Genomic DNA, 19,507 nt, shown 5'->3' on the forward strand with positions numbered 1-19,507 from the left:
TATCGAGGATGTGTGTAGTGGATAACAAAAAAAATATTATACATTCTATTGATAATGTATATTTCAAAGATGGTCACTTGAAGGTTGACGGGTGGGCCTTTGGCGAAGATTATCCAATCATTTCAATGACTGTTCAATTTGAAGAAAAATTTAAAACAGAGCACAGCTTTGTTATAAATTATTTGAATAGTTCAGATGTCGTAAGCCATTTTGGCGAAAAAGCTACAAAATCCAGATTTTCTATTGGGATAAAAATAGAAAATCTCAAAGACTTGGCTATTGTTACAAAAGCTAAGATTGTTTTTTGTTTTTATGATAATTCTATAGAATCTATCAGAATTTTTTCTGATAAAGTTTCACAATTTATTGGTCAAAAGAATTTTTCCGTTGGTGTTTCAGTTACAACCTATAACAGATCTAAATTATTAATTGAAAATTTAAATAAAATAAAAGAGAATTCATTTTTTGATATTGATTTAATTATCTCTGATGACGGATCTGTTGATGAAACTAAAGATCTTCTGAAGGATTTTGGTGGAATATATTGGGCTAGTTCTGAAAACAAAGGTGTGGCATGGAATAAAAACAGAGCATTATTTTTTTCAAATGAAATTTTATCCAACTCGCTAACTCTTTTAATGGAAGACGATGTTTTCCCGACAAAATTTGGCTGGGATATAGATTGGGTACTGTCATCAGCTCTTTACGGTCACATTAATTTCGATCCCCCCTGGTTTGGCCCAGCCAGCGACGGAATGGGGCAATGGAATCAGCCTTATAAATCGGGTTATCTGAGCGGTCAGTGCTCAGGTTTTACAAAAGAAGCTCTTGCCTATGTCGGCTATCTGGATAGCAGATTTGGCCGGTATGGACACGAGCATGTCGAGCATACAATGAGGATGATTCGTGCGGGTTATGGCGGCGAAATAATAAAAGAAAATTCGCCAGAGTGCGTATTTTATTCCATCTCAGGGAATATAGAGGTCTCCCCAAGCGAAAGCTCTTTCCAACAGGAAGATGTTGATCGCAACGGGGAGGTATTGTCTCAGATTTGGAATGAAAGCATCTATAGAGCGCCTTGGCGCAATGATGATGAAATGAGAGTTTTCAGAAAAGAAATTCAGGGGTTCGTAAAAAACCAGTGATGTTTATGTGGTCTCTACAGACCAGCCACTGACTGTAGGGCTGGCCTTGAGTGCTACCGCATTTGGTAGGCGGACATTTGCCGGAAGTCCCATTCCGGCGCGTATTCCCCGAAACAATGCGCCGTGAGCGACAAAGAGCGGTGTTCCGTGTTTGTCGAGTTCGGCGTTGATCGTTGAGATGGCGCGAACGGAGAGGTCTGTGAAACTTTCTCCGTTTTCCAGGTGTCGCCCTTCTTCAATCCAAGACTTGAACCACTCGTCCATGGGAGCACCTTCGTAAAGGCCGAAGCAGACCTCTATAAGGCCTGCATTGATTTCTAGGGGAATTTTGATCCCCGTACGGTCGTGGATTGTATCTTGTGCATATTGCGCTGTGACCAAAGCCCGCTTCAGGGGCGATGATACAATTCGATCAAACGGACGCTTGCCGTTGAGGAATAAGGGGGCGAGTGCTTCTCCTGCACGCACGGCCTGGGCGATGCCCGTCTCGTTGAGAGGGATATCCGTTCTGCCCTGCGCCAGTCCCCGGGCGTTCCAGTCGGTCTCACCATGACGCAGATACCAGTAGGGCTTGGGGGTAATCTGGGTCATGGGCAAGTCCGTTCACGAAGAGGGGGCGTGAGGGTGGACCGGTGGACGCTCAGTCGAACAGTGAGGAAACCGAGCTTTCATCGGCCACGGCGCTCATAGCCCGGGCGAGGAGGTTGGCTGTCGTGATCTGACGGATATTCGGGGTCTCGAGGAGGGCCTCGGTCGCCGGGATACTGTCCGTCAGCGTCAGCATGTTCAACGGACTGTCTTTCACGCGCTGGCAGGCATTGCCAGTCAGAACGCCGTGAGTGACGTAAGCTTCGACGCCTTCCGCTCCACGGGCCATGAGCGCGTTGGCGGCGTTGCACAGCGAGCCGCCACTATCGACGATATCGTCGACCAGCACGCAATAGCGGCCGGCGACGTCACCGATGACGTTCATGACTTCCGACACGCCAGCGCGTTCACGCCGCTTGTCGATGATCGCGAGATCTACGTTCAGGCGCTGTGCGAGCTGGCGCGCACGGACCACGCCGCCAACATCCGGCGAGACGATGATGAGTTCCCGGTCCGGCAGGCGCGTCTTGAGGTCGCGCACGAACAGCGGTGCGGCGTAGAGGTTGTCGGTCGGGATATCGAAGAAACCCTGGATCTGCATGGCGTGCAAATCCATCGTCAGGATGCGGTTGGCACCAGCTTCCGTCAGAAGGTTCGCCACGAGCTTGGCGCTGATGGGCGTGCGGGGTCCGGATTTGCGATCCTGACGGGCATAGCCGAAATACGGCATCACAGCCGTGACGCGCTTGGCCGATCCACGGCGCAGCGCATCCAGCATGACCAGCAGTTCCATGAGATGGTCATTCGTCGGCATGCAGGTGCTCTGTACGACGAAGACATCCTCACCGCGGACGTTTTCCTGAATCTCGACGAAGACTTCGCCATCGGCAAAGCGCTTCACCACGGTCTTGCACAGAGGCATCCGGAGTTCATGGGCGACCGCACGGGCCAGCGGCAGGTTACTGTTGCAGGCTACGATCTTCATGAAAAACGGCCTCGTCCGGTGTCCGACAGGGAAGTTGCTGGCCTTCTAACAGCGCAAAGCCCCCCTGTCATCCGTCGTGTTTCATTCTTTCCGCGCACCAGTTGGCCGGTCACTGCATGCCGTGCCAGCTGGACGCGGTCTGTCAGACGGGGTCAGAACTGCCAAGCCAGACCCGCATGCAGCTTTAGACCGTTGCTCAGGGCGCTGGAGTCGCCCGAATAGGAATATGTTCCTGGTAGGTAGGAGACAATGACTGAGGTATTCCTTCCCCTGTGCTGGCTGTAATTCCCCTCTTGGTCGTGGCCGTAGGAAATATAGGAATAGTCTCCTCCCGCCGTCAGATGGAGACGCTGCGTCAAGCGGTAATCCATGCCAAGACCACCCTCCCAGAGAGGGCGTGGCTGGTTGTTGTAGGAAATGCCGGAATTGAGGACTTCCGCCCATCCGAACCGCCCACGCAGGACGAGGCGGGAGGTGAGGGCGTAATCAGCCTTCAGGCCGGCACCGGCGAAATAATTTCCGGACCCGTAGCCGAAATCTCCGTCACTGCCGCTCGTGACATATCCGCCCTGAATGAAAGGCGTCAGCAGCAAACTATCGGAGAGCAGAAGAAAGCCCTTGCCGATTTCTCCACGATTGTCCGTGCCGTTGGAGCTGTCGTTTCCGCCAGCGGAGAACCCGTATGGTGCAGAATTGCTGGAATAGCTGCGGTAGTGGGACTTGTAGTTTCTCTGGCCGTCTTCGAGCGAGAAATGGAGCGCGCCGTAAAGGTTCTCGATCCCGAAGGCGTTGAACATGACCGAGGCATCGGCTTGAAAGCCGGGAGTCCAACCGATGGTGCGGTAGCGGGAAGAGCTTGTTGACTGTGTGATGAAGCCAGAACCGCTGTTCTCCATCAGGCGGGAATTGCCGCCGCTGACGCTGTTGCGGAACGTGCCCGTCATCGAAAGGCCGATCTCACGGTTTACGGCAATGACAGGGGCCGGGTCTGCAAAAGCGGCGAGGGGAGCAAGGCCTGCACAGAAACCCAGGCTGGACAGCAGCAAACGGAAAGAAAGACGCATCGGACACTCCGGATGAAAAGGCCGGAGTGATGTAACAAATTGTATTACATAAAGATACTCAGAGTTACATTAATGGAATGGAAACCCCGTTCTTCTGTATCAGGCCGCTTTTTTCGGAGGACCCTTTGTCTCCGGCAGCGGGGCATGTTCGCGGCCCGAATAGTTGGTGACGATGGTCCGCACGCCTTGGGCTGCTTCTTCGGCAGCCATGTCCGCTGTATCACCCCATGCGCCATCCAGTGAATGAGGGGCGATGTCGTGCAGCTGGGTGGCAGCGCCTGCCTCTTTCCCATCCGGCGTCAGGACATGCCAGACGATCTCAATATGGTCGACCGGATGACCGGTATTGCCCGCAGCGCCTTTCTTGAGATCGACTGTTCCGCGGACGATGAAGTCTGCACCTTTTTCGGTTGTCGTGACCGTGTTGGTTTTGTCGGGAAATGACGAATAGAAGGCGCGGGCGAGGGAGACATTTCCGTCTCCGGGGGCACCGGTGACGCCTTTGAAGCAGATTTTTGCCGGGCGGTTCATGAGGCTGTGCGGGTCCTGCTGCATCATGTTCGCCTGAATGCCCGTCAGCAGGGTCGCAAGCTGGGGCGCTTCGTGTATGGCGGCGTCCTGAAGCGCCAGCCGGTCTCCTGCGCTCCAGGACGCCATATCCACGGCAGCCCCGTCTGTTTCCGCTCGCGCTTTTCCTTCCGGGGTCATGATGACGTAGTGGGGGACGACCGTATTCCCGTGGGTGGCCGCGCTCAGTTTCAGCCACCAGTCTCCCTTTTTGCGGGGCTGTGCGATGGCGGGAACGGACTGGTTGACCATGGCCTGTGCCACATCATGAGCCCAAAGCGCGGCAGCATCGTCGGACAGCAGGGCGTTCGGCGGGGTCGGGACGGCGAGGCGCGCAGGAGGGAGATTGGCTGCCGTGAGGTATCTGGCCTGCTGTCCGGGGTCGGCGAAAGGGCGGGAAAGGCTGAAACAGCCCCCCAGAGCCAGTGGGAGGGCCAGCGGGAGACAGAGAGGCAGCAGGGCAGAACGGAAACGGCGCATCGGGGCTCCGGCAACAGGACGGTGACCTGACGGACTGTATGGGATTGCGGCTCCGATGTCGAAGCCGCGCCCTCCGCTTGATACCGTGCCCTTACCGGCGGATCAGGATGTAGTTGATCGTGACGTCGATATCGAAATGGTCGCCCTTCATGTCTGGCGGGACCGGCGGCAGATGCGCGCCCTGAAACATGCCGGTCGTCGCCGCATCCAGCGAATAGGAGCCGGACTGGCTCATCAGACGGACGGATTTTACATGGCCCGACCGGTCCAGCACCACATGCACCGAGGAGGGGCCATCCTCGCCAGCGCGAGCGGCTTCTTCCGGATAGTACATATGCGCCCGGATCCAGCGGTCGATTTCCCCGCCGTAATCCTCGCTGACGCCCTTGACGCTGGTGCGGGTCTGATACGGTGCGTTGATGGCGCCGTTCAGACTGAGCGGTCCAAGAGACATGTCGATCGGACCACCGGACCCCGAGGCGCGGCCACGGTGGCGACGATAGGGCGACGGCTGTTCACCGAAGGACAGATCCATCGGATGTGCGAACGGATTGTTCCGGTCGGAGCGGACCGACCGCTGCGCGTGATGGGCATGTGGTGACGTCTGCTGGCTGCGGCGACTTGGCGCGGCTCCCGGTGTAATCGGCGCAGGTGTGGGGGCTGTCTTGGGCAGTTCGGCTGAGGGTTCTTCTGGCACTTCAGGCGCGGACGGTGTCTCAGGTGTTGGGACGGCAGGCGTCGGAGTGGATTGCTCTTTCTGCGGCTGCTGCTGGTCTTCCTGTGTTTCCTGCGGGCTCTGGGCCGAGGGAGGAGGGGGCGCACCGCCTTCTTCGTGTGCCCGTGGCCCGCGCATGCTGCTTTTCGAAGGCGGTGTATCGAAAACCATCTCGACCTGCGGCTGCTCCTGCCCCGCAGGCGAGCCATGCATGCCCTGATGCTGCATCAGCAGGAAGGCCAGAATGGCCGCGTGAAGCCCCGCCGAGAAGATGAACGGAACTGTTGGCCCGTTTTCGACAATGGTTTGCGGACGCATCATCGGCGTCAGCACCGGACGGACCGGGATTGCGGGCGGGACGTAATCCCGCAGGCGTTCGCGCGTTCCGGCCGGGGCGTGCTGCGGACGTGCGGGGGCAGTCCGCGCCGAGGGGGCGAAGAGCTGCGGCTCGCGCTTCTGCGGCTTTCCAGACGTAACTGTGGCTATTCCGCTCATAGGCGGGGCCGTCCGTCGGGAAAGGACCTGGCAGAAAACAGCCGGTCGGTAAGGAGAAGGTGGCGTCGCATCATCGCCAGACCTTTTGCACCAGGGCGGTCGGGGTTGTCATCCGGCAGGCTGGTTATCCGGGGCTGGGGGTGGGCGTCTGTCTTGGCATATCATGGCAGTAATGCGAGACCCACGAAAGACACAAAGAGTCACCCGAACCTTAACTTCCGGAAAGGCGCATGCCTGATGGCTGATTATGCCACACTTCTTGGCTCTGATCCCGGTCTGGCGGCGGCCATGGCGCGTATCGGACCCTGCACCCTGCGGGGCGATGACGGGCAGGAGCCTTACGATGCCCTTCTTCGCGCCATCGCCGGGCAGCAGCTTCATGGAGCGGCGGCGCGGAAGATTTTCGGGCGTCTCTGCGTTCTGGGAGAACAGGGCACGGTGGACGGGCCGCCGCCAGCGCCCGGACGGCTTCTGGAACTGTCTGAGGAAAGCCTGCGTGCCTGCGGCCTTTCCGGAAACAAACTTCTGGCCATGCGCGGTGTTGCAAAGGCCCGTCTGGATGGAACCGTTCCCAGCCGCGCCGAGGCCCGGAGCATGACGGATGAAGAGCTGATCGCGCGTCTTGTCACTCTGCGGGGGATCGGACGCTGGACAGTCGAAATGCTGCTGATGTTCACGCTGAATCGCCCGGATGTGATGCCCGTCGATGATTTTGGCGTTCGGGAAGGCTGGCGGCGCCTGCGGGGGCTGGAACTGCCTCCCAAACCAAAGGCGCTGAAAGAGGAAACGGCCCGCTTCTCCCCCTATCGATCGACGCTGGCCTGGTATTGCTGGCGCGTGGCGGAGGAAGGGAAGAAAACGGCTCCCAATCCCCTGACGGCCTGAAGCAGTTCAGGACGCTTCCATCACGGCCGGGATCGTCGTCATGAACTGACGGGTATCTTCGGGGGAAAGGGGACGTGACAGCAGATAGCCCTGAACTTCCGTGCAGCCCAGACGCTTGAGGTAGGAGAGCTGTTCCTGACTTTCCACGCCTTCCGCAGTCACAGCCACGCCCAGATCGATCGACAGATCAACCACGGCGCGTACAATGGAAGCGGCGCGGGATTCGCGGAGCATGTCCCTGACGAACAGACCGTCCAGCTTGATTTTCGAGAACGGGAAGAAGCGCAGATATCCGAGAGACGAGAAGCCCTTGCCGAAATCGTCGAGCGCAATGGAAATCCCGGCGCTCTGCAGGCGGCTGAGCAGCGTGAAGGTTGCGGCATCCGGCTCCATGAAGATGTTTTCGGTCATCTCGATCTGAAGGCAGCGGGCTGGGAAGCCGGTTTTTTCCAGAACCCGGAACGTGTCCTTGAGGAAGGTCGGGGCCTCAAGCTGCCCGACGGAGACATTGATCGAAAGCACCAACCCGTCTTCCCATTCGCTGGCAAAGAGGCAGGCCCGTTCCATGACATAGACGCCGAGCTTCTGGATCAGCCCCGCTTCCTCGGCAAGCTGGATGATCCGCTCGGGGGGGACGCGGCCATATTCGGGATGGGACCAGCGGATCAGCGCCTCGAACCCGCAGAGCTTCTGGCTCTGGGTGTTGAAGAAAGGCTGATAGACAATGCCCAGACCGCCTTCCTCCAGCGCCTGGGGGAGCGCACGGATCAGGTCCCGGTTTCGTTTGGCGACGGTTCGCAGTTCGGGGTTGTAGAAGCGATGCGTGTGGCCTCCGAGGCTCTTGGCCTCGTAGAGCGCCAGATCACTGGCTTCCAGCAGGCTTCCCACACGTTCCGAGCCGCCGATGGATAGCACGATTCCCACGCTGAGGCCGACTGCGCAGCGCACACCTTCGCCTACCCGGATGGGTACGTTCGTCAGCGCATTGATCAGCCCGGACGCGGTGGCGGAAGCCTGGGCCGGTGTTGTCTGGCGTTCGAGCAACATGAATTCGTCGCCGCCAAAACGGTAGAGCCTGTGGCGTTCGCTCAGGGTGCGGCTCAGGACAACCGTGACTTTCCGGAGCATTTCGTCGCCGGCGGAATGGCCGTGCCGGTCGTTGATCTGTTTGAAGCCGTCCAGATCGAGATTGAGCAGTGCAAACGCTTCTCCTGTGCGTGCGGCCTCGATGAGGTAGGTTTCCATGTCATCGAGGAAAGCACCGCGGTTGGGCAGACCGGTCAGCAGATCATGCCGCGCCCTGAAAGACGCGCTTTCCTGCGCCCAGTGCGTCTGGGTCACATCCGTTCCAACGCCACGATAGCCGACGAAGATGCGGTCCTGAAAAACCGGACGCCCGCTGAGCGACCAGAAGCGCTGCTGACCCTGCAGGGTGCCGGACACCACGATGTCGCGGAAGAAAATCCGGTTGTCGAGGCACTGCCGCAGACGTCCAAGCCCTGTCCGCTCATCGCCGTCAAAAGCGGCCGGGCCGGCCAGATCAGACAGGATGTCAAAGAAGATGCGGGTTTCAAGCCACTCGCGGCTGTTGCCGAAGGCCGAGGCCAGACTGGCTGACACATTGCGCAGGCTTCCGGACGCGCAGGTCTCCCACAGCCAGTCGCCAGTGTCGTCATCGGCATTGCGGAGCAGGAGCTGGACGATGCTGTTGCGCTGTTCGAGGGAATACCGGCTGACCAGAAAAGCCGTGAACAGGGTGCGGACGGCCATCGTCAGGGACAGGACAAAGAATAGATAAACCGCCATTTCGATGGCGATGTAAAAATAGAAAATACCGTGGTCGATCGTCCATGCTTCGAACAGGGCACCGCCGCAGGACAGAATGAGCATGGAGGCAATGATTTCCCCCATGCCCGTCAGAGGAACCAGTGTAATGGTCGTCGCGGTCAACCCGACCATGATGCCGGCGACCAGAACCCGGTCATTCGCGTCTCCGTAAGGAAATACGACCGGAGGCAGGGTGACCCAGCACAGGGCGAATGCGAAATTCAGACCCTTGAGAATCCATGACTGCCGGGTGTCGACCAGTTTTTCGGTGGGGATTGCATAAAAGCAGATGTTGTAAAGTGCGAGCAGGAGCAGGACTGTTCCGCACAGAACCGCGCCGTAAAAAGGATAGTTCCGCATCAGGCAAAGGCCTGCGATCGGGCCACAGCTGATCTGGGGGACGAAATGGAAGAAGTTCAGACCGCGCAGGACTCTGCAACGCGAAAGGCGGATCTCTTCTTCTGCGCCTGCCGGGATCTCGGCCCGGAAGGGAAAAAGTCGCGCAAACCGCATTTGTTTCAGCAGGGTCAGGACGGCTGTCATTATGTCGCGCATGGCGGGAAGGCGACAACGGAAGCCGGTGAGACAGGCAAAGACATCATGAACCTTCCCAATAGCGGAGGAGGGGGCCACGATGACAGGAATTTATGAAGTTTTTCTTTGCAGAGAGCGAATCTGTTGCAGGCAACATCTCCGCGCCTCGGGTATGGCGCCCCGGACACGGAGATAGCTGTTAAAGAGTTAAGGTTTCGTTAGTGTGCCATTTCCGGCGTCGTGGCGTAAATCTCGTGGCTGGCTTTTTCAAACATTTCAATGCATTCGCGCATATTGGCTGTCAGCGCGGCGCGGGTGATGTCCGGGTCGTTGGACGGATAATACCCGCGGGCCAGATCCTCATCGATTTCCAGATGGGACGGGCCGTCATGTTCGTGCTCATCATGCGCCAGACCCCATGTCCAGTGCTTCTTTGCGAACAGGTTGGTGAATTTCGGTGCATGGCACAGATAGGCGGCCAGTTCTTCGGCGATGTATTCGACGGCTGCGAGCCAGGAGAAGAAGACCACGGGATCTTCACTGTCGGCATTGGCGATCAGCTTCTGGACCGTGGGAAGCGTGTCGTAATGCGTTCCGTACAGATCGAGGCCGAATTCTTTTGCGCCATCGGCCCAGAGAATGGCGTGTGAGCCTTCCTCTTCCTTCATTTCCCGCACCGCTTCACGCGCTTCTGAAAAGAAGGTCTTGATCCGGGTCTGCCCGAAGCGCTGGACGAGCGGTTTGATGGGAAGATGGCCGACGCGCACGTCAATAGCGCGCTCGAAAGCCTGAATAAAAGGCCACCAGCCGATCATCATGGCCTTAATAGTCTCTTTATCGCCATGGGCTGCGCCCCGGGCCAATGCGGAAGAATAGATTTTCTCCCGTGTAAAGACACGCATTTCGGCACGATTTACCAAGGGCTCGGAGAACAGTAGAGCGTACATCCGCGTAATCCTGAAGAAGTTTATTACATGCGCCGTTCCGGCAGTGATGTTGTAGTCGTTAATTTTTCAGAAAAGTAACTTTTTTACTTTAATTATAATTGAATTTTTTTAAATTACCAAAATATTAATATATTAGATTTTCAATATGTTGCTTAATCGTAATGATATGGTTCCTGAAAAACCGCCGTCTATCTGATTGATTTGATTTCGTAACGTCTTTTACCGGGCTGGAATCTGAAGAAATTCCATCATTTCTTTCAGAAAAGCCCGGGGCTGTTCCACATGCAGCCAGTGCCCGGCATCGGGCAGGGAGCGGATCAGCGCCTGCGGGAAGAGCGCCCGGATATGATCGTGATGTTCGGGCAGGACATAGGGCGAGGCTCCGCCGCGCAGAAAAAGAACAGGCCCTTCGTAAGGGACAATCTGAAGGTCGGGCCAGCTTTCGATGTCATGAATGTCGCGGGAAAGCGCGTCAAAACCGATGCTCCAGCCCGGAGAATCGCCCAGCCGGATGTTTTGCAGCAGGAGTTCGGCAACGGGACGGCTGCCTGTAATGGGCTCAAGAAGAGCCAGTCCTTCCCGCCGCTCCAGGGAGGGGGGGAATGTGAGGGTTTCGAGCTTCGAGATCATCTCGCGCTGTCCATGCCCCGTCCGTGCCGGGGCGATGTCTGCAACGAGCAGCTTCGTGACGCGCTCCGGGGCGGCGAGGGCGAGCATCATGCCGACCTTGCCTCCCATGGAGTGTCCGACGACCGCAAAGCGCTCGATTCCCAGATCGTCCAGCGTTTCCAGTACGTCCTGTGCCATGAGAGCATAGCTGGCGGGACCATGCGGGCTGTGGCCGTGATTGCGCAGATCCAGCGCCAGCGTCCGGAAGGTCGTAGCCGCGCCGCGCTGGAGAAAGCCGAGATTCCGGGCCCGCCCGAACAGTCCGTGCAGGAAAACGACCGTCTCCGGGCCTTCGCCGCGTTCGATGGCATGCAGTTTCATCGGTGATCCTTCCATGACAGCTGTTGATCGGCAGCGCGCTTGCCGTCAAACAGGATCACACCTGCCGCCCGGGAGCCCGCTTGTCCACCAGTCCCGCCCCTTTTCAAGATCGTTCGCGCATCCTGCGCCAGTGGTTGAACCGCTTTCAGGCGCGTCTGTTTCCTCATGCCCCCCTGAATCTGCGGACTCTGGTGCGTGGCAACGAGATCTGGCTGAGCGTGCTGGCGGGATTTGTCGGCATTCTGTCGGGGCTGTGTGTGGTCGTCATGACCCATCTCACCTTCTGGATGCACAGACTGCTTTTTGGCGTTTCGGGTGTGTCTGGTGGTCATCTGTCCGGTTTGAGCGCTTTGCCGCCTCTTCGCACAGTTGTCGTGCTGAGCGGCGGGGGGCTGATGATCGGCCTGTTCGGGGTGCTGATCGCAAAAATCATGCCGCGCAGCCCGGTGGACCCCATCGAGGCGAATGCGCTGCATGGCGGACGTATGTCGGTACGGGACAGTCTGGTCATTGTCTGTCAGACGGTTCTGTCCAATGGCGTGGGCGGCTCCATCGGGCTTGAAGCCGGGTTTACCCAGATCGCGGCAGCGTTTGGCTCGCGGATCGGGCGCTCCTTCCGGGTGCGTCGTGAGGATCTGCGGGTTCTGGTGGGAGCCGGGGCCGGGGCCGCGATCGGGGCGGCGTTCGATGCGCCAGTGGCTGGTGCGTTCTATGCGTTTGAACTGGTGATTGGGTCTTATTCTCTGGGCAGCCTGTCCCCCGTGGCCGTGGCGGCGTTGGCGGGTGTGGGCGTGACGCGCTTTCTGGGCAGTGTGCCGCCGGGCATCGTTATTCCGTCTCCCGGAGATCTGTCGTGGGAAGGAACGGCCGGGGCGGTCCTCATCAGTGTTCTGACGGCGCTGACGGCTATCGGGCTTATGTTCTGCGTCACCCAGACGGAGGGGCTGTTCCGGCGGATGCCCGGCCCGGTCTGGCTGCGGCCTGCGGTTGGCGGTCTGATCGTGGGAGGGCTGGCAACGCTCCATCCGTCCGTTCTGTCCGCAGGGCATGAAGCAATGCGGACAGTCTTCGCCGGGAATGTTACCGCGCGAATGGCCGTTGTTCTACTGCTCCTGAAGGCGCTGGCATCGTGCCTGTGTATCGGCTCCGGGTTTCGCGGAGGGCTGTTTTTCGCGTCGCTGTATCTCGGGTCTCTGGCCGGGACGATCTATGGCACGCTTCTGGCGCCCTTGGGCGTTGCGCCGGATTCCGTTACGGCCTGCGCGTTGATTGGCATGAGCGCCATGGCCGTGGCCGTCATCGGCAGTCCCATGACAATGGTATGCCTGATGCTGGAACTGACCGGCAGCGTGTCCATGAGCGGTGCCACGCTGGTGGCCGCAGTGCTCTCCCTGCTCACGGTGCGGCGCCTGTTCGGCTACAGCTTTGCAACATGGCGTTTCCATCTGCGCGGCGAATCCATCCGCTCCGCCGTCGATATCGGCTGGATGCGCTCTCTGAATGTGCGCCGGATGATGCGTGGACAGGTCCGAACTCTTCCGGCGGAGACGTCCGTGAGCCGGGCTCAGACCCTCTTTCCGCCCGGTTCGGCCCAGCGGATCGTGCTGCTTGACGAAGCGGGTCATTATGACGGCATCGTCCATCTTGCGGAACTGCATGCCGCGCCTTCCGACCAGACGCCGATCAGAACGTTGGCTCTGTTCCGTAACGCCATGCTCACACCGCTCATGAATGTCCGCGAGGCGATCGAACTGTTCGAAAAAGCCGAGGCCGATGCACTTGTCGTCGTCGAAGATCCACAATCCCGACAGGTGATCGGAACTCTGACCGAACAGCACGCCCTGCGCCGCTATGCCGAGGAACTTGAGCGCAGCCGCAGAAGCCTTGCGGGCGACGACAGCCTGCCAACCTGACCCGGCTCCGGCCTTTCCCCCTTGGCATCGGGCCGTTCCCGCTTCAACATATAGTCCTGTCAGATGCCCGTTCCGGGCGCCCCAACCGGAGATTTTCCCATGACCGCGACCCCCGAATCCCGCCTCGCCGCCCTCGACATCACGCTGCCGGTCGCAGCTGCTCCGGTTGCGAACTACGTCACGACCGTGCGGACTGGAAATCTGCTCGTCGTGTCCGGTCAGCTCCCGCTGGTGGACGGCAAGCTGCTCATTACGGGCAAGCTCGGTGACGAAGTTTCGGCCCATGCCGGTGTGGCCTGTGCCCGCGCCTGCCTTATCAATGTTCTGGCGCAGGCCAAGGCTGCGCTCGACGGTGATCTTTCCCGTATCACGCGCGTTGTTCGTCTGGGCGGCTTCATTGCCTGCACGCCGGAATTCACTGACCACGCCACCGTCATGAACGGCGCGTCCGATCTGGCTGTGGACGTGTTCGGTGACGCCGGACGCCATGCACGCTCCACCATCGGCGTACCGAGCCTGCCCGTGAATGCCCCGGTCGAGGTCGAGGCGCTGTTCGAAATCGCCTGATACGGGAGAAACCGAATGGGAGAAGCGGAGACCATGCCGTCCCCCGACTGGAGCCTGAGCCTTCATGCCTCGATCCACGAGATCGGGGCCGATGCCTGGGACGCCTGTGCGGGAGCGGACAATCCGTTCGTCTCTTTCGGTTTTCTGTCCGCCCTTGAAGACAGCGGTTCCGTCACGGACCGCTCCGGCTGGCTGGTTCGTCATGCCGCTTTGCGCGCGCCGGACGGCACCATCGCGGCCCTCGCCCCGCTTTATGGAAAATCCCATTCCTGGGGCGAGTATGTCTTCGACCAAAGCTGGGCCCGCGCCTATGAAGCCGCGGGCGGGCGTTATTATCCAAAATTCGTCTGCGCTGTTCCGTTTTCACCGGTTCCCGGACCCAGACTCCTGTTGCGTCCCGATCTGCCTGATCTGCAAGCCGTGGCGCAGGCTCTCGCCGCCGCGCTTATTCAGGCGACGGCGCAACTCGGCCTGTCCTCCCTGCACGCCAATTTCTGTGACGTGGCTTCGCTCGATGCCTTCACCGAGGCGGGTTATCTGCCGCGAACAGGCCTTCAGTATCACTGGCAGAATAACGGCTACACAACGTTCGATGATTTTCTGGCCGCGCTGTCGTCCCGCAAACGCAAGTCCATCCGCAAGGAACGCAGCGCCGCCCAGTCCTGCGGCCTGACCTTCAGCACGCTCCGCGGAAACGACATCACGCCGGAAGACTGGACAGCATTTTACCGCTTCTACCAGTCCACGATCGACCGCAAATGGGGCAGCGCCTATCTGACGGAGCGCTTCTTTCCCATGCTGTCCGAACGCCTCGGAGACCGCGTGGTCCTGATGATGGCCCATCATGACGGAAAAGCTGTCGCCGGGGCCCTGAATCTTATGGGGACGGACGCGCTGTTCGGCCGGAACTGGGGCTGCGAGGGGGACTGGCCCTTCCTGCATTTCGAGCTGTGTTATTACCGCGCGATTGCTTTCGCCATCGAACACGGCCTCTCTCGTGTTGAAGCCGGGGCGCAGGGCGAACACAAGATCCAGCGCGGCTATCTTCCGAGCTTCACCCATTCCGCCCATGCCATACTCGATCCCGGTCTGCGACAGGCGATCGCAGCCTTCGTGGAAGAGGAACGGACGGCCCTGCAGGCAGAGGCGGCGGAACTGCTGACTCTTTCACCATATCGTCACGGCGAGTCGGGTTGAGGGCGTTCGTTTAACGATTGGGAAAGCTTTGTGCCGCTACGCTGTGCTTCGAAATCGGGATTGACCGGAGCCTGTAACGCCCATGGAGAACAGTACCTATATCGCGCTTTCGCGCATGGATGCCCAGCAGCGCGCCATGTCCGTGGTTGCGGACAACATGTCGAACGCATCGACCGTGGGCTACAAACGCGAAAATGTCCTCTTCAGTGACTTCCTGTCCCATCAGCACGGCTCCAAACAGGCCGAAGGTGCGGATACGGAATCCTATACGCAGGACCGTGCGACATATCGGGACTTTCAGCAGGGCGACATGCAGTCCACCGGCAATCCGCTGGATCTGGCGCTTGGAGGCGAGGGGTATTTTCAGGTCCGTACCGCCAATGGTGTGCGCCTGACCCGGGCAGGGCGGTTTGAGGAACAGCAGGACGGCGCCGTCGTTGATGAAAGCGGCAATGCCCTTTTGGACCGTGATGGTCAGCCGATCGTCATTCCCCAGACCGACCACCGTATCACCATTTCCGCCGATGGCGTGATCTCGACCGAAACGGGCGAACAGGGTCAGATCGGCATCGTGACGGCACAGGACGACAACAAACTTCAGGCCGAAGGCAGCAGGCTTTTGCGGACGGAGCAGCCCACAACCGCTGTGGAACGGCCCAATATCGTGCAGGGCATGGTGGAAGGCAGCAACGTCCAGATGATGACCGAAGTCACAAAGATGATGGAAATCCAGCGGAATTTCCAGTTCATGGCGCAGTTCGTAGATGCCGAAGCCACGCGCCAGAAAAATGCCATCGACAAGATCGTTCAGGTTTCAGCCTGATTATTTCCCCTGACGGGACAAGGATAATTTTTCATGCGCGCACTCGACATCGCCGGAACGGGCATGCAGGCCCAGCAGACCAACGTCGAAACGATTTCCAATAACATCGCGAACATGAGCACCACGGGATATAAACGCTCCCGCGCCGAGTTTCAGGATCTGATCTATCAGAATCTCCGTCGCGTGGGCGCAAGCTCTTCCGATACCGGGACGACTATTCCCGCCGGCGCACAGGTCGGCCTCGGTGTGAAGACGGCGGCGATCTATCGCATTAACGATCAGGGCAGTCTTGAGCAGACGAGCAACTCCCTTGATATGGCGGTTCAGGGTCGCGGTTATTTTCAGGTCCAGCTTCCTTCGGGACAGCTTGCCTATACCCGCGACGGCACGTTTTCGATGGACAATAACGGTTCTCTCGTGACCGCAGACGGCTATCTCATCAGCCCGACGATCACGATCCCCAACAATGCCCAGAGCATTTCGATTGATCAGTCCGGTCAGGTGAGTGTGCAGATCGCCGGGCAGAACAACACGACGCTCGTCGGCCAGCTTCAGCTTGGCATCTTCACCAACGAGAACGGTCTGGCCGCGATGGGGCAGAACCTGTTCACGCAGACGACGGCCTCTGGCGATGCCATGATGGGCAACCCTGAAGCCGTCGGCTACGGCAGCATCATGCAGGGTTATGTAGAAAACTCGAACGTCAATGTTGTGACCGAAATCACTGACCTCATTACGGCACAGCGCGCCTACGAAATGAACAGCAAGGTCATTACCGCATCTGACGATATGCTGAAAACCGTCACCAATCTGGGCGGCGCTTAAAACATGAGCCGCCCCCTGCTGACGGGTGGCATTCTGCTATTGGCAGGGTGCGGGGCATTTTCCTTTGTGTCGGCGGCGACGTTACGCACGACAGTCAATGTCGATCATCCACGTGTGCGTTTGTCTGACCTGTTCGATGATCTGGGCAAGGGGCAGGACACCGAAATCGGAGATGCTCCGGCGCTTGGAGCCAGTTATGTGGTGGGTGGTCCGCAGTTGACGGCTATTGCCGCTCAGTTCGGCGTGGACTGGCCGGATGCTTCGCCTCTGGTGTCTGTGACCGTAACCCACACGGCGCGGATGATTACGGCAGATGATGTCCTGCCTGTTGTCCGCGAAGGACTTGAACTTCCCTCTGAAGCGCGGGTTGAAGTGGCACTGACGGGGTTCAAGCCGGTGCCAGTTCCGGTTGCGGATCAGGGCGTACCCGCCATTTTGCATATTGACCGTCCGCCGCATGGCAGCGAGCATTTTACGGCTCGGCTTGAGGTGCCTTCTGCCAAAGGTGGGCAGGGAACGGCTTTCAATGTGAGTGGCACGGCAACCATGGAGGTGCGTGCGGTAACCCTGCGTCACGCCATGCATCTGGGGCAGCCTATTCTGCCAGACGATGTCACCATGACGTTTGTCCGCGTCGGTCTGATTCCGGATGATGCGTTACAGAACCCTGAGGATGCGGTTGGGTTGGAGGCGCGTGGCGTGCTTGCCGCTGGTCAGGTTCTCAGTGTGTCGCAACTTGCACATCCCCAGCTTGTCCATCGCGGTTCGCCTGTCGTGGCGACGTTTTCCGGTCAGAGCCTTCACCTGACGGTGTCTGGAACCGTTCTGGAAACAGGCGGGAAGGGCGATACCGTGCATGTTTACAATGCCAGCAGCCATATGGTGCTCACAGGGCGTGTCGTGGACCGGACGGAAGTGGAAGTCATTCCCGGCATCATGCCGCTTTCCGCTGACAGCAGAACCCATCAGCAGACGACGGCTCTTCCGTCTCTCTGACGGGCAGCGGTGGCTGCCCGTCAGGTCGGTTTTTTTACTGCGTCAGATAGGTGTCGAACCAGTGGATGGTCCGCTGTACGGCATCGTCCCAAGACTTTGGATCGCTCATACCGTGGCCCTGTCCCGGATAGATGACGAGCGAGCTCGGCACATGCAGGGTCTGGAGCGCATGGAAAAATTCCTGACTCTGGGGCATCGGGCATTCTTCATCCGCAGAGCCGACGAAAATAAAGGTCGGAGTATGAGCCTGTCGGATATAGAGAATGGGTGAGGAATGGGCGTAGATGTCCGGGTCGTCGTAGACGGATTTTCCGAAGAAGGGTACCATCCAGCTATCGATGTTGTTTTCACCGTAATAGGACAACCAGTTTGAAATTCCGGCTCCGGCAACAGCTGCCCGGAAGCGGTTTGTCTGGGTGACGCTCCACATCGTCATGTAGCCGCCATAGGAAAATCCGGTCAGGCCCAGACGGTGGTCGTCGACAGGCGCGATTTTCTCAACCGCATCAATCCCGCGCAGGACGTCGCGGAGATCGCCATGTCCGAAATCCCGACGGTTTGCTGCGGTAAAGGCTTCGCCCTGTCCGTAGCTTCCCCGTGGGTTGGGCATGAAGACGTCATAACCCGCATTCAGAAGCGCCATCGCAAGCTTGCTGTTATCGCGGAAATAGCGCGGGTTGGAAGCGCTGGACGGTCCGCCGTGAACATAGACGATCATCGGAACTTTGCCGTTCTGCTCCATCCCCGGCTTGCGCGTCAGAGGTTCCAGAAGCCAGCCCTGCACGGAATAGCCATCGCTTTTCCATGTCAGACTGCGCGCCTTGAGACGTGCCGGAAGGGCTGCATTGTCCTGATTGACGGGTTTCCATTGCCCAATGGGACCAGCGGCGATTTCAGGGGCTTTTTCAAAGCTCTGCCGGATAATGGCGGTGTGCTGCCCGGCACAGGACAGGCTTGGTTCCGAGCGGCCATTGGACAGCATCATGGTCTCTTCCCACAACGACCTCTGGCCTCCCTGAAGGGACCAGATAACGCTGCGGTCTCCCTTGAGACCGGTTGCAATGAGGCCCGGGCCACACTCCCAGGAAAGGTCGGTGACGGTGGCCTTCAGCCCTGGTGTCAGGTTGACGGGTTTCGCGCCAGCTTTGGTCAGATCCAGACTGTACGCATCGCCGCCGATCGCTCCGTAGTCACTCATCAGGCCGCCGATGAAGGACACCTGTTTTCCATCCGGAGAGACACGCGGAAGGTTGAGCTGCTGTTCCTGAGGCGGGGTGTAAAGAACGGTGTCCGTCCCATTTGCGATGGCGTGGAGCTTTGCAATCCACCAGTGATCGTCTCCGTTTCCCGGCGCAGCCGTGGCGATAAAGCCTTCGCCGTCCGGGCGCCAGTCATACTCATAAACATACAGATTGGCGGGCGACTGCCAGTTCAGATGGCCATTTTCGATCGTAGCGATCCGCTGTTCGTCGATCTGTGCATTGATTTCCCCGGTCGGGGCTGCGCCTGCTTCCATGGCGCCGGGCTGTCGATGGGCGTTTTCGATCGCCAGAACGCCAAGCTGCCCTTTGGGTCCATAGGACAGCGATTGAAGGGTTCCCTTGAAGGTCAGGACCTGTGTTGCATGGTGACCATCCTTGTCCGTTTGCCAGACAGACAGGGTTTTGACGGACGGATCTTTCAGAACATAGGCGAGTGCCTGCCCGTCCCGACGCCAGGCGAACGCGCTTGCTTCACAGCCATGACACAGAGCCAGATTGCTGCGGGCTCCGGAGGGGAGGGTATACAGCACGGGCTGGGAAATGGTGCTTGCTGCAGGCTCCCCGACGGGTTCCTGCAATGAAAGCAGTCGGCTTCCATCGGGAGAGATGGAGATATGGTCGAAAAGCTGAACAGGGGCGGCAAGGGCCATCGTGGGGAACAGCGCGGCCAGCAGGGCGACGCGACGATAAGGGATCATAGTT

Annotated in this window: 17 protein-coding genes; 8 read left to right on the top strand and 9 right to left on the bottom strand. The window is 58.7% G+C overall.

Annotated features, from left to right (window positions below):
* Nucleotides 1-17: 17 nt before the first annotated feature.
* Nucleotides 18-1,145, top strand: coding sequence for a glycosyltransferase (locus tag JK213_RS03645; protein ID WP_194261062.1), 1,128 nt, complete (start codon nucleotides 18-20; stop codon nucleotides 1,143-1,145).
* 3 nt (nucleotides 1,146-1,148) lie between these two features.
* Here JK213_RS03645 and JK213_RS03650 read toward each other — a convergent pair whose 3' ends face one another.
* The 5 genes from JK213_RS03650 to JK213_RS03670 all read right to left on the bottom strand — a co-directional run bounded on the left by JK213_RS03650 (nucleotide 1,149) and on the right by JK213_RS03670 (nucleotide 6,039).
* The gene (locus tag JK213_RS03650; RefSeq protein ID WP_194261063.1) at nucleotides 1,149-1,736 is read right to left on the bottom strand and encodes a histidine phosphatase family protein; all 588 of its coding nucleotides are present in this window, start codon (nucleotides 1,734-1,736) and stop codon (nucleotides 1,149-1,151) included.
* Nucleotides 1,737-1,785: 49 nt separating this feature from the next.
* On the bottom strand, nucleotides 1,786-2,718 hold the full coding sequence (locus JK213_RS03655; protein WP_062027866.1) for a ribose-phosphate pyrophosphokinase: 933 nt from the start codon (nucleotides 2,716-2,718) through the stop codon (nucleotides 1,786-1,788).
* A gap of 152 nt (nucleotides 2,719-2,870) precedes the next feature.
* Nucleotides 2,871-3,782 (bottom strand): hypothetical protein, encoded by a 912-nt coding sequence (locus JK213_RS03660; protein ID WP_194261064.1) that lies wholly within the window; start codon nucleotides 3,780-3,782, stop codon nucleotides 2,871-2,873.
* A gap of 99 nt (nucleotides 3,783-3,881) precedes the next feature.
* Entirely contained in the window at nucleotides 3,882-4,829 is a 948-nt protein-coding gene (locus tag JK213_RS03665) for a hypothetical protein (RefSeq protein ID WP_194261065.1), read from the bottom strand.
* 91 nt (nucleotides 4,830-4,920) lie between these two features.
* Entirely contained in the window at nucleotides 4,921-6,039 is a 1,119-nt protein-coding gene (locus JK213_RS03670; protein WP_194261066.1) for an energy transducer TonB, read from the bottom strand.
* 237 nt (nucleotides 6,040-6,276) lie between these two features.
* On the opposite strand from JK213_RS03670, the gene JK213_RS03675 reads away from it, so the two are divergent.
* Nucleotides 6,277-6,924 (top strand): DNA-3-methyladenine glycosylase, encoded by a 648-nt coding sequence (locus JK213_RS03675; RefSeq protein ID WP_194261067.1) that lies wholly within the window; start codon nucleotides 6,277-6,279, stop codon nucleotides 6,922-6,924.
* A 6-nt stretch (nucleotides 6,925-6,930) separates the two neighbouring features.
* On the opposite strand, the gene JK213_RS03680 is transcribed toward JK213_RS03675, so the two are convergent.
* From JK213_RS03680 to JK213_RS03690, 3 genes are all read right to left on the bottom strand, one after another.
* Complete coding sequence (locus tag JK213_RS03680) at nucleotides 6,931-9,294, bottom strand: bifunctional diguanylate cyclase/phosphodiesterase (protein ID WP_194261068.1); 2,364 nt, start codon at nucleotides 9,292-9,294, stop codon at nucleotides 6,931-6,933.
* Between the two features lie 209 nt (nucleotides 9,295-9,503).
* On the bottom strand, nucleotides 9,504-10,232 hold the full coding sequence (locus tag JK213_RS03685) for a hypothetical protein (protein WP_099285988.1): 729 nt from the start codon (nucleotides 10,230-10,232) through the stop codon (nucleotides 9,504-9,506).
* Between the two features lie 219 nt (nucleotides 10,233-10,451).
* Nucleotides 10,452-11,222 carry an alpha/beta fold hydrolase gene (locus tag JK213_RS03690; protein ID WP_194261069.1) on the bottom strand — a complete coding sequence of 257 codons (771 nt, stop codon included), beginning with the start codon at nucleotides 11,220-11,222 and terminating at the stop codon, nucleotides 10,452-10,454.
* A gap of 134 nt (nucleotides 11,223-11,356) precedes the next feature.
* Between JK213_RS03690 and JK213_RS03695 the strand changes: the two genes are divergently transcribed.
* From JK213_RS03695 to flgA, 6 genes are all read left to right on the top strand, one after another.
* Nucleotides 11,357-13,135 (top strand): chloride channel protein, encoded by a 1,779-nt coding sequence (locus JK213_RS03695; RefSeq protein ID WP_194261321.1) that lies wholly within the window; start codon nucleotides 11,357-11,359, stop codon nucleotides 13,133-13,135.
* A gap of 99 nt (nucleotides 13,136-13,234) precedes the next feature.
* Nucleotides 13,235-13,702, top strand: coding sequence for a RidA family protein (locus JK213_RS03700; protein WP_062027944.1), 468 nt, complete (start codon nucleotides 13,235-13,237; stop codon nucleotides 13,700-13,702).
* 15 nt (nucleotides 13,703-13,717) lie between these two features.
* A complete protein-coding gene (locus JK213_RS03705) occupies nucleotides 13,718-14,899 on the top strand; it encodes a GNAT family N-acetyltransferase (RefSeq protein ID WP_194261070.1) in 1,182 nt (393 codons plus the stop codon).
* Nucleotides 14,900-14,981: 82 nt separating this feature from the next.
* Nucleotides 14,982-15,722, top strand: coding sequence for a flagellar basal-body rod protein FlgF (gene flgF / locus JK213_RS03710; protein ID WP_194261071.1), 741 nt, complete (start codon nucleotides 14,982-14,984; stop codon nucleotides 15,720-15,722).
* Nucleotides 15,723-15,755: 33 nt separating this feature from the next.
* Complete coding sequence (flgG, locus tag JK213_RS03715) at nucleotides 15,756-16,547, top strand: flagellar basal-body rod protein FlgG (protein ID WP_194261072.1); 792 nt, start codon at nucleotides 15,756-15,758, stop codon at nucleotides 16,545-16,547.
* Between the two features lie 3 nt (nucleotides 16,548-16,550).
* Nucleotides 16,551-17,543, top strand: a complete 993-nt coding sequence (flgA, locus tag JK213_RS03720; RefSeq protein ID WP_194261073.1) for a flagellar basal body P-ring formation chaperone FlgA — start codon at nucleotides 16,551-16,553, stop codon at nucleotides 17,541-17,543.
* Nucleotides 17,544-17,577: 34 nt separating this feature from the next.
* Here the strand turns inward: flgA and JK213_RS03725 are convergent, their stop codons facing one another.
* A complete protein-coding gene (locus JK213_RS03725) occupies nucleotides 17,578-19,503 on the bottom strand; it encodes a S9 family peptidase (protein ID WP_194261074.1) in 1,926 nt (641 codons plus the stop codon).
* Nucleotides 19,504-19,507: the final 4 nt, after the last annotated feature.

Source organism: Gluconobacter sp. Dm-44 (assembly GCF_018256175.1).
Lineage (GTDB): Bacteria > Pseudomonadota > Alphaproteobacteria > Acetobacterales > Acetobacteraceae > Gluconobacter > Gluconobacter cadivus.

Excerpts from the sequence above, each read along its gene's own strand:
- JK213_RS03660 (WP_194261064.1), bottom strand. The coding sequence starts at position 3,782 with ATGCGTCTTTCTTTCCGTTTGCTGCTGTCCAGCCTGGGTTTCTGTGCA.
- JK213_RS03680 (WP_194261068.1), bottom strand. The coding sequence starts at position 9,294 with ATGACAGCCGTCCTGACCCTGCTGAAACAAATGCGGTTTGCGCGACTT.
- JK213_RS03670 (WP_194261066.1), bottom strand. The coding sequence starts at position 6,039 with ATGAGCGGAATAGCCACAGTTACGTCTGGAAAGCCGCAGAAGCGCGAG.
- JK213_RS03690 (WP_194261069.1), bottom strand. The coding sequence starts at position 11,222 with ATGAAACTGCATGCCATCGAACGCGGCGAAGGCCCGGAGACGGTCGTT.
- JK213_RS03705 (WP_194261070.1), top strand. The coding sequence starts at position 13,718 with ATGGGAGAAGCGGAGACCATGCCGTCCCCCGACTGGAGCCTGAGCCTT.
- JK213_RS03725 (WP_194261074.1), bottom strand. The coding sequence starts at position 19,503 with ATGATCCCTTATCGTCGCGTCGCCCTGCTGGCCGCGCTGTTCCCCACG.
- JK213_RS03675 (WP_194261067.1), top strand. The coding sequence starts at position 6,277 with ATGGCTGATTATGCCACACTTCTTGGCTCTGATCCCGGTCTGGCGGCG.
- JK213_RS03685 (WP_099285988.1), bottom strand. The coding sequence starts at position 10,232 with ATGTACGCTCTACTGTTCTCCGAGCCCTTGGTAAATCGTGCCGAAATG.
- flgA (WP_194261073.1), top strand. The coding sequence starts at position 16,551 with ATGAGCCGCCCCCTGCTGACGGGTGGCATTCTGCTATTGGCAGGGTGC.
- JK213_RS03700 (WP_062027944.1), top strand. The coding sequence starts at position 13,235 with ATGACCGCGACCCCCGAATCCCGCCTCGCCGCCCTCGACATCACGCTG.
- flgF (WP_194261071.1), top strand. The coding sequence starts at position 14,982 with ATGGAGAACAGTACCTATATCGCGCTTTCGCGCATGGATGCCCAGCAG.
- JK213_RS03650 (WP_194261063.1), bottom strand. The coding sequence starts at position 1,736 with ATGACCCAGATTACCCCCAAGCCCTACTGGTATCTGCGTCATGGTGAG.
- JK213_RS03655 (WP_062027866.1), bottom strand. The coding sequence starts at position 2,718 with ATGAAGATCGTAGCCTGCAACAGTAACCTGCCGCTGGCCCGTGCGGTC.
- JK213_RS03665 (WP_194261065.1), bottom strand. The coding sequence starts at position 4,829 with ATGCGCCGTTTCCGTTCTGCCCTGCTGCCTCTCTGTCTCCCGCTGGCC.
- flgG (WP_194261072.1), top strand. The coding sequence starts at position 15,756 with ATGCGCGCACTCGACATCGCCGGAACGGGCATGCAGGCCCAGCAGACC.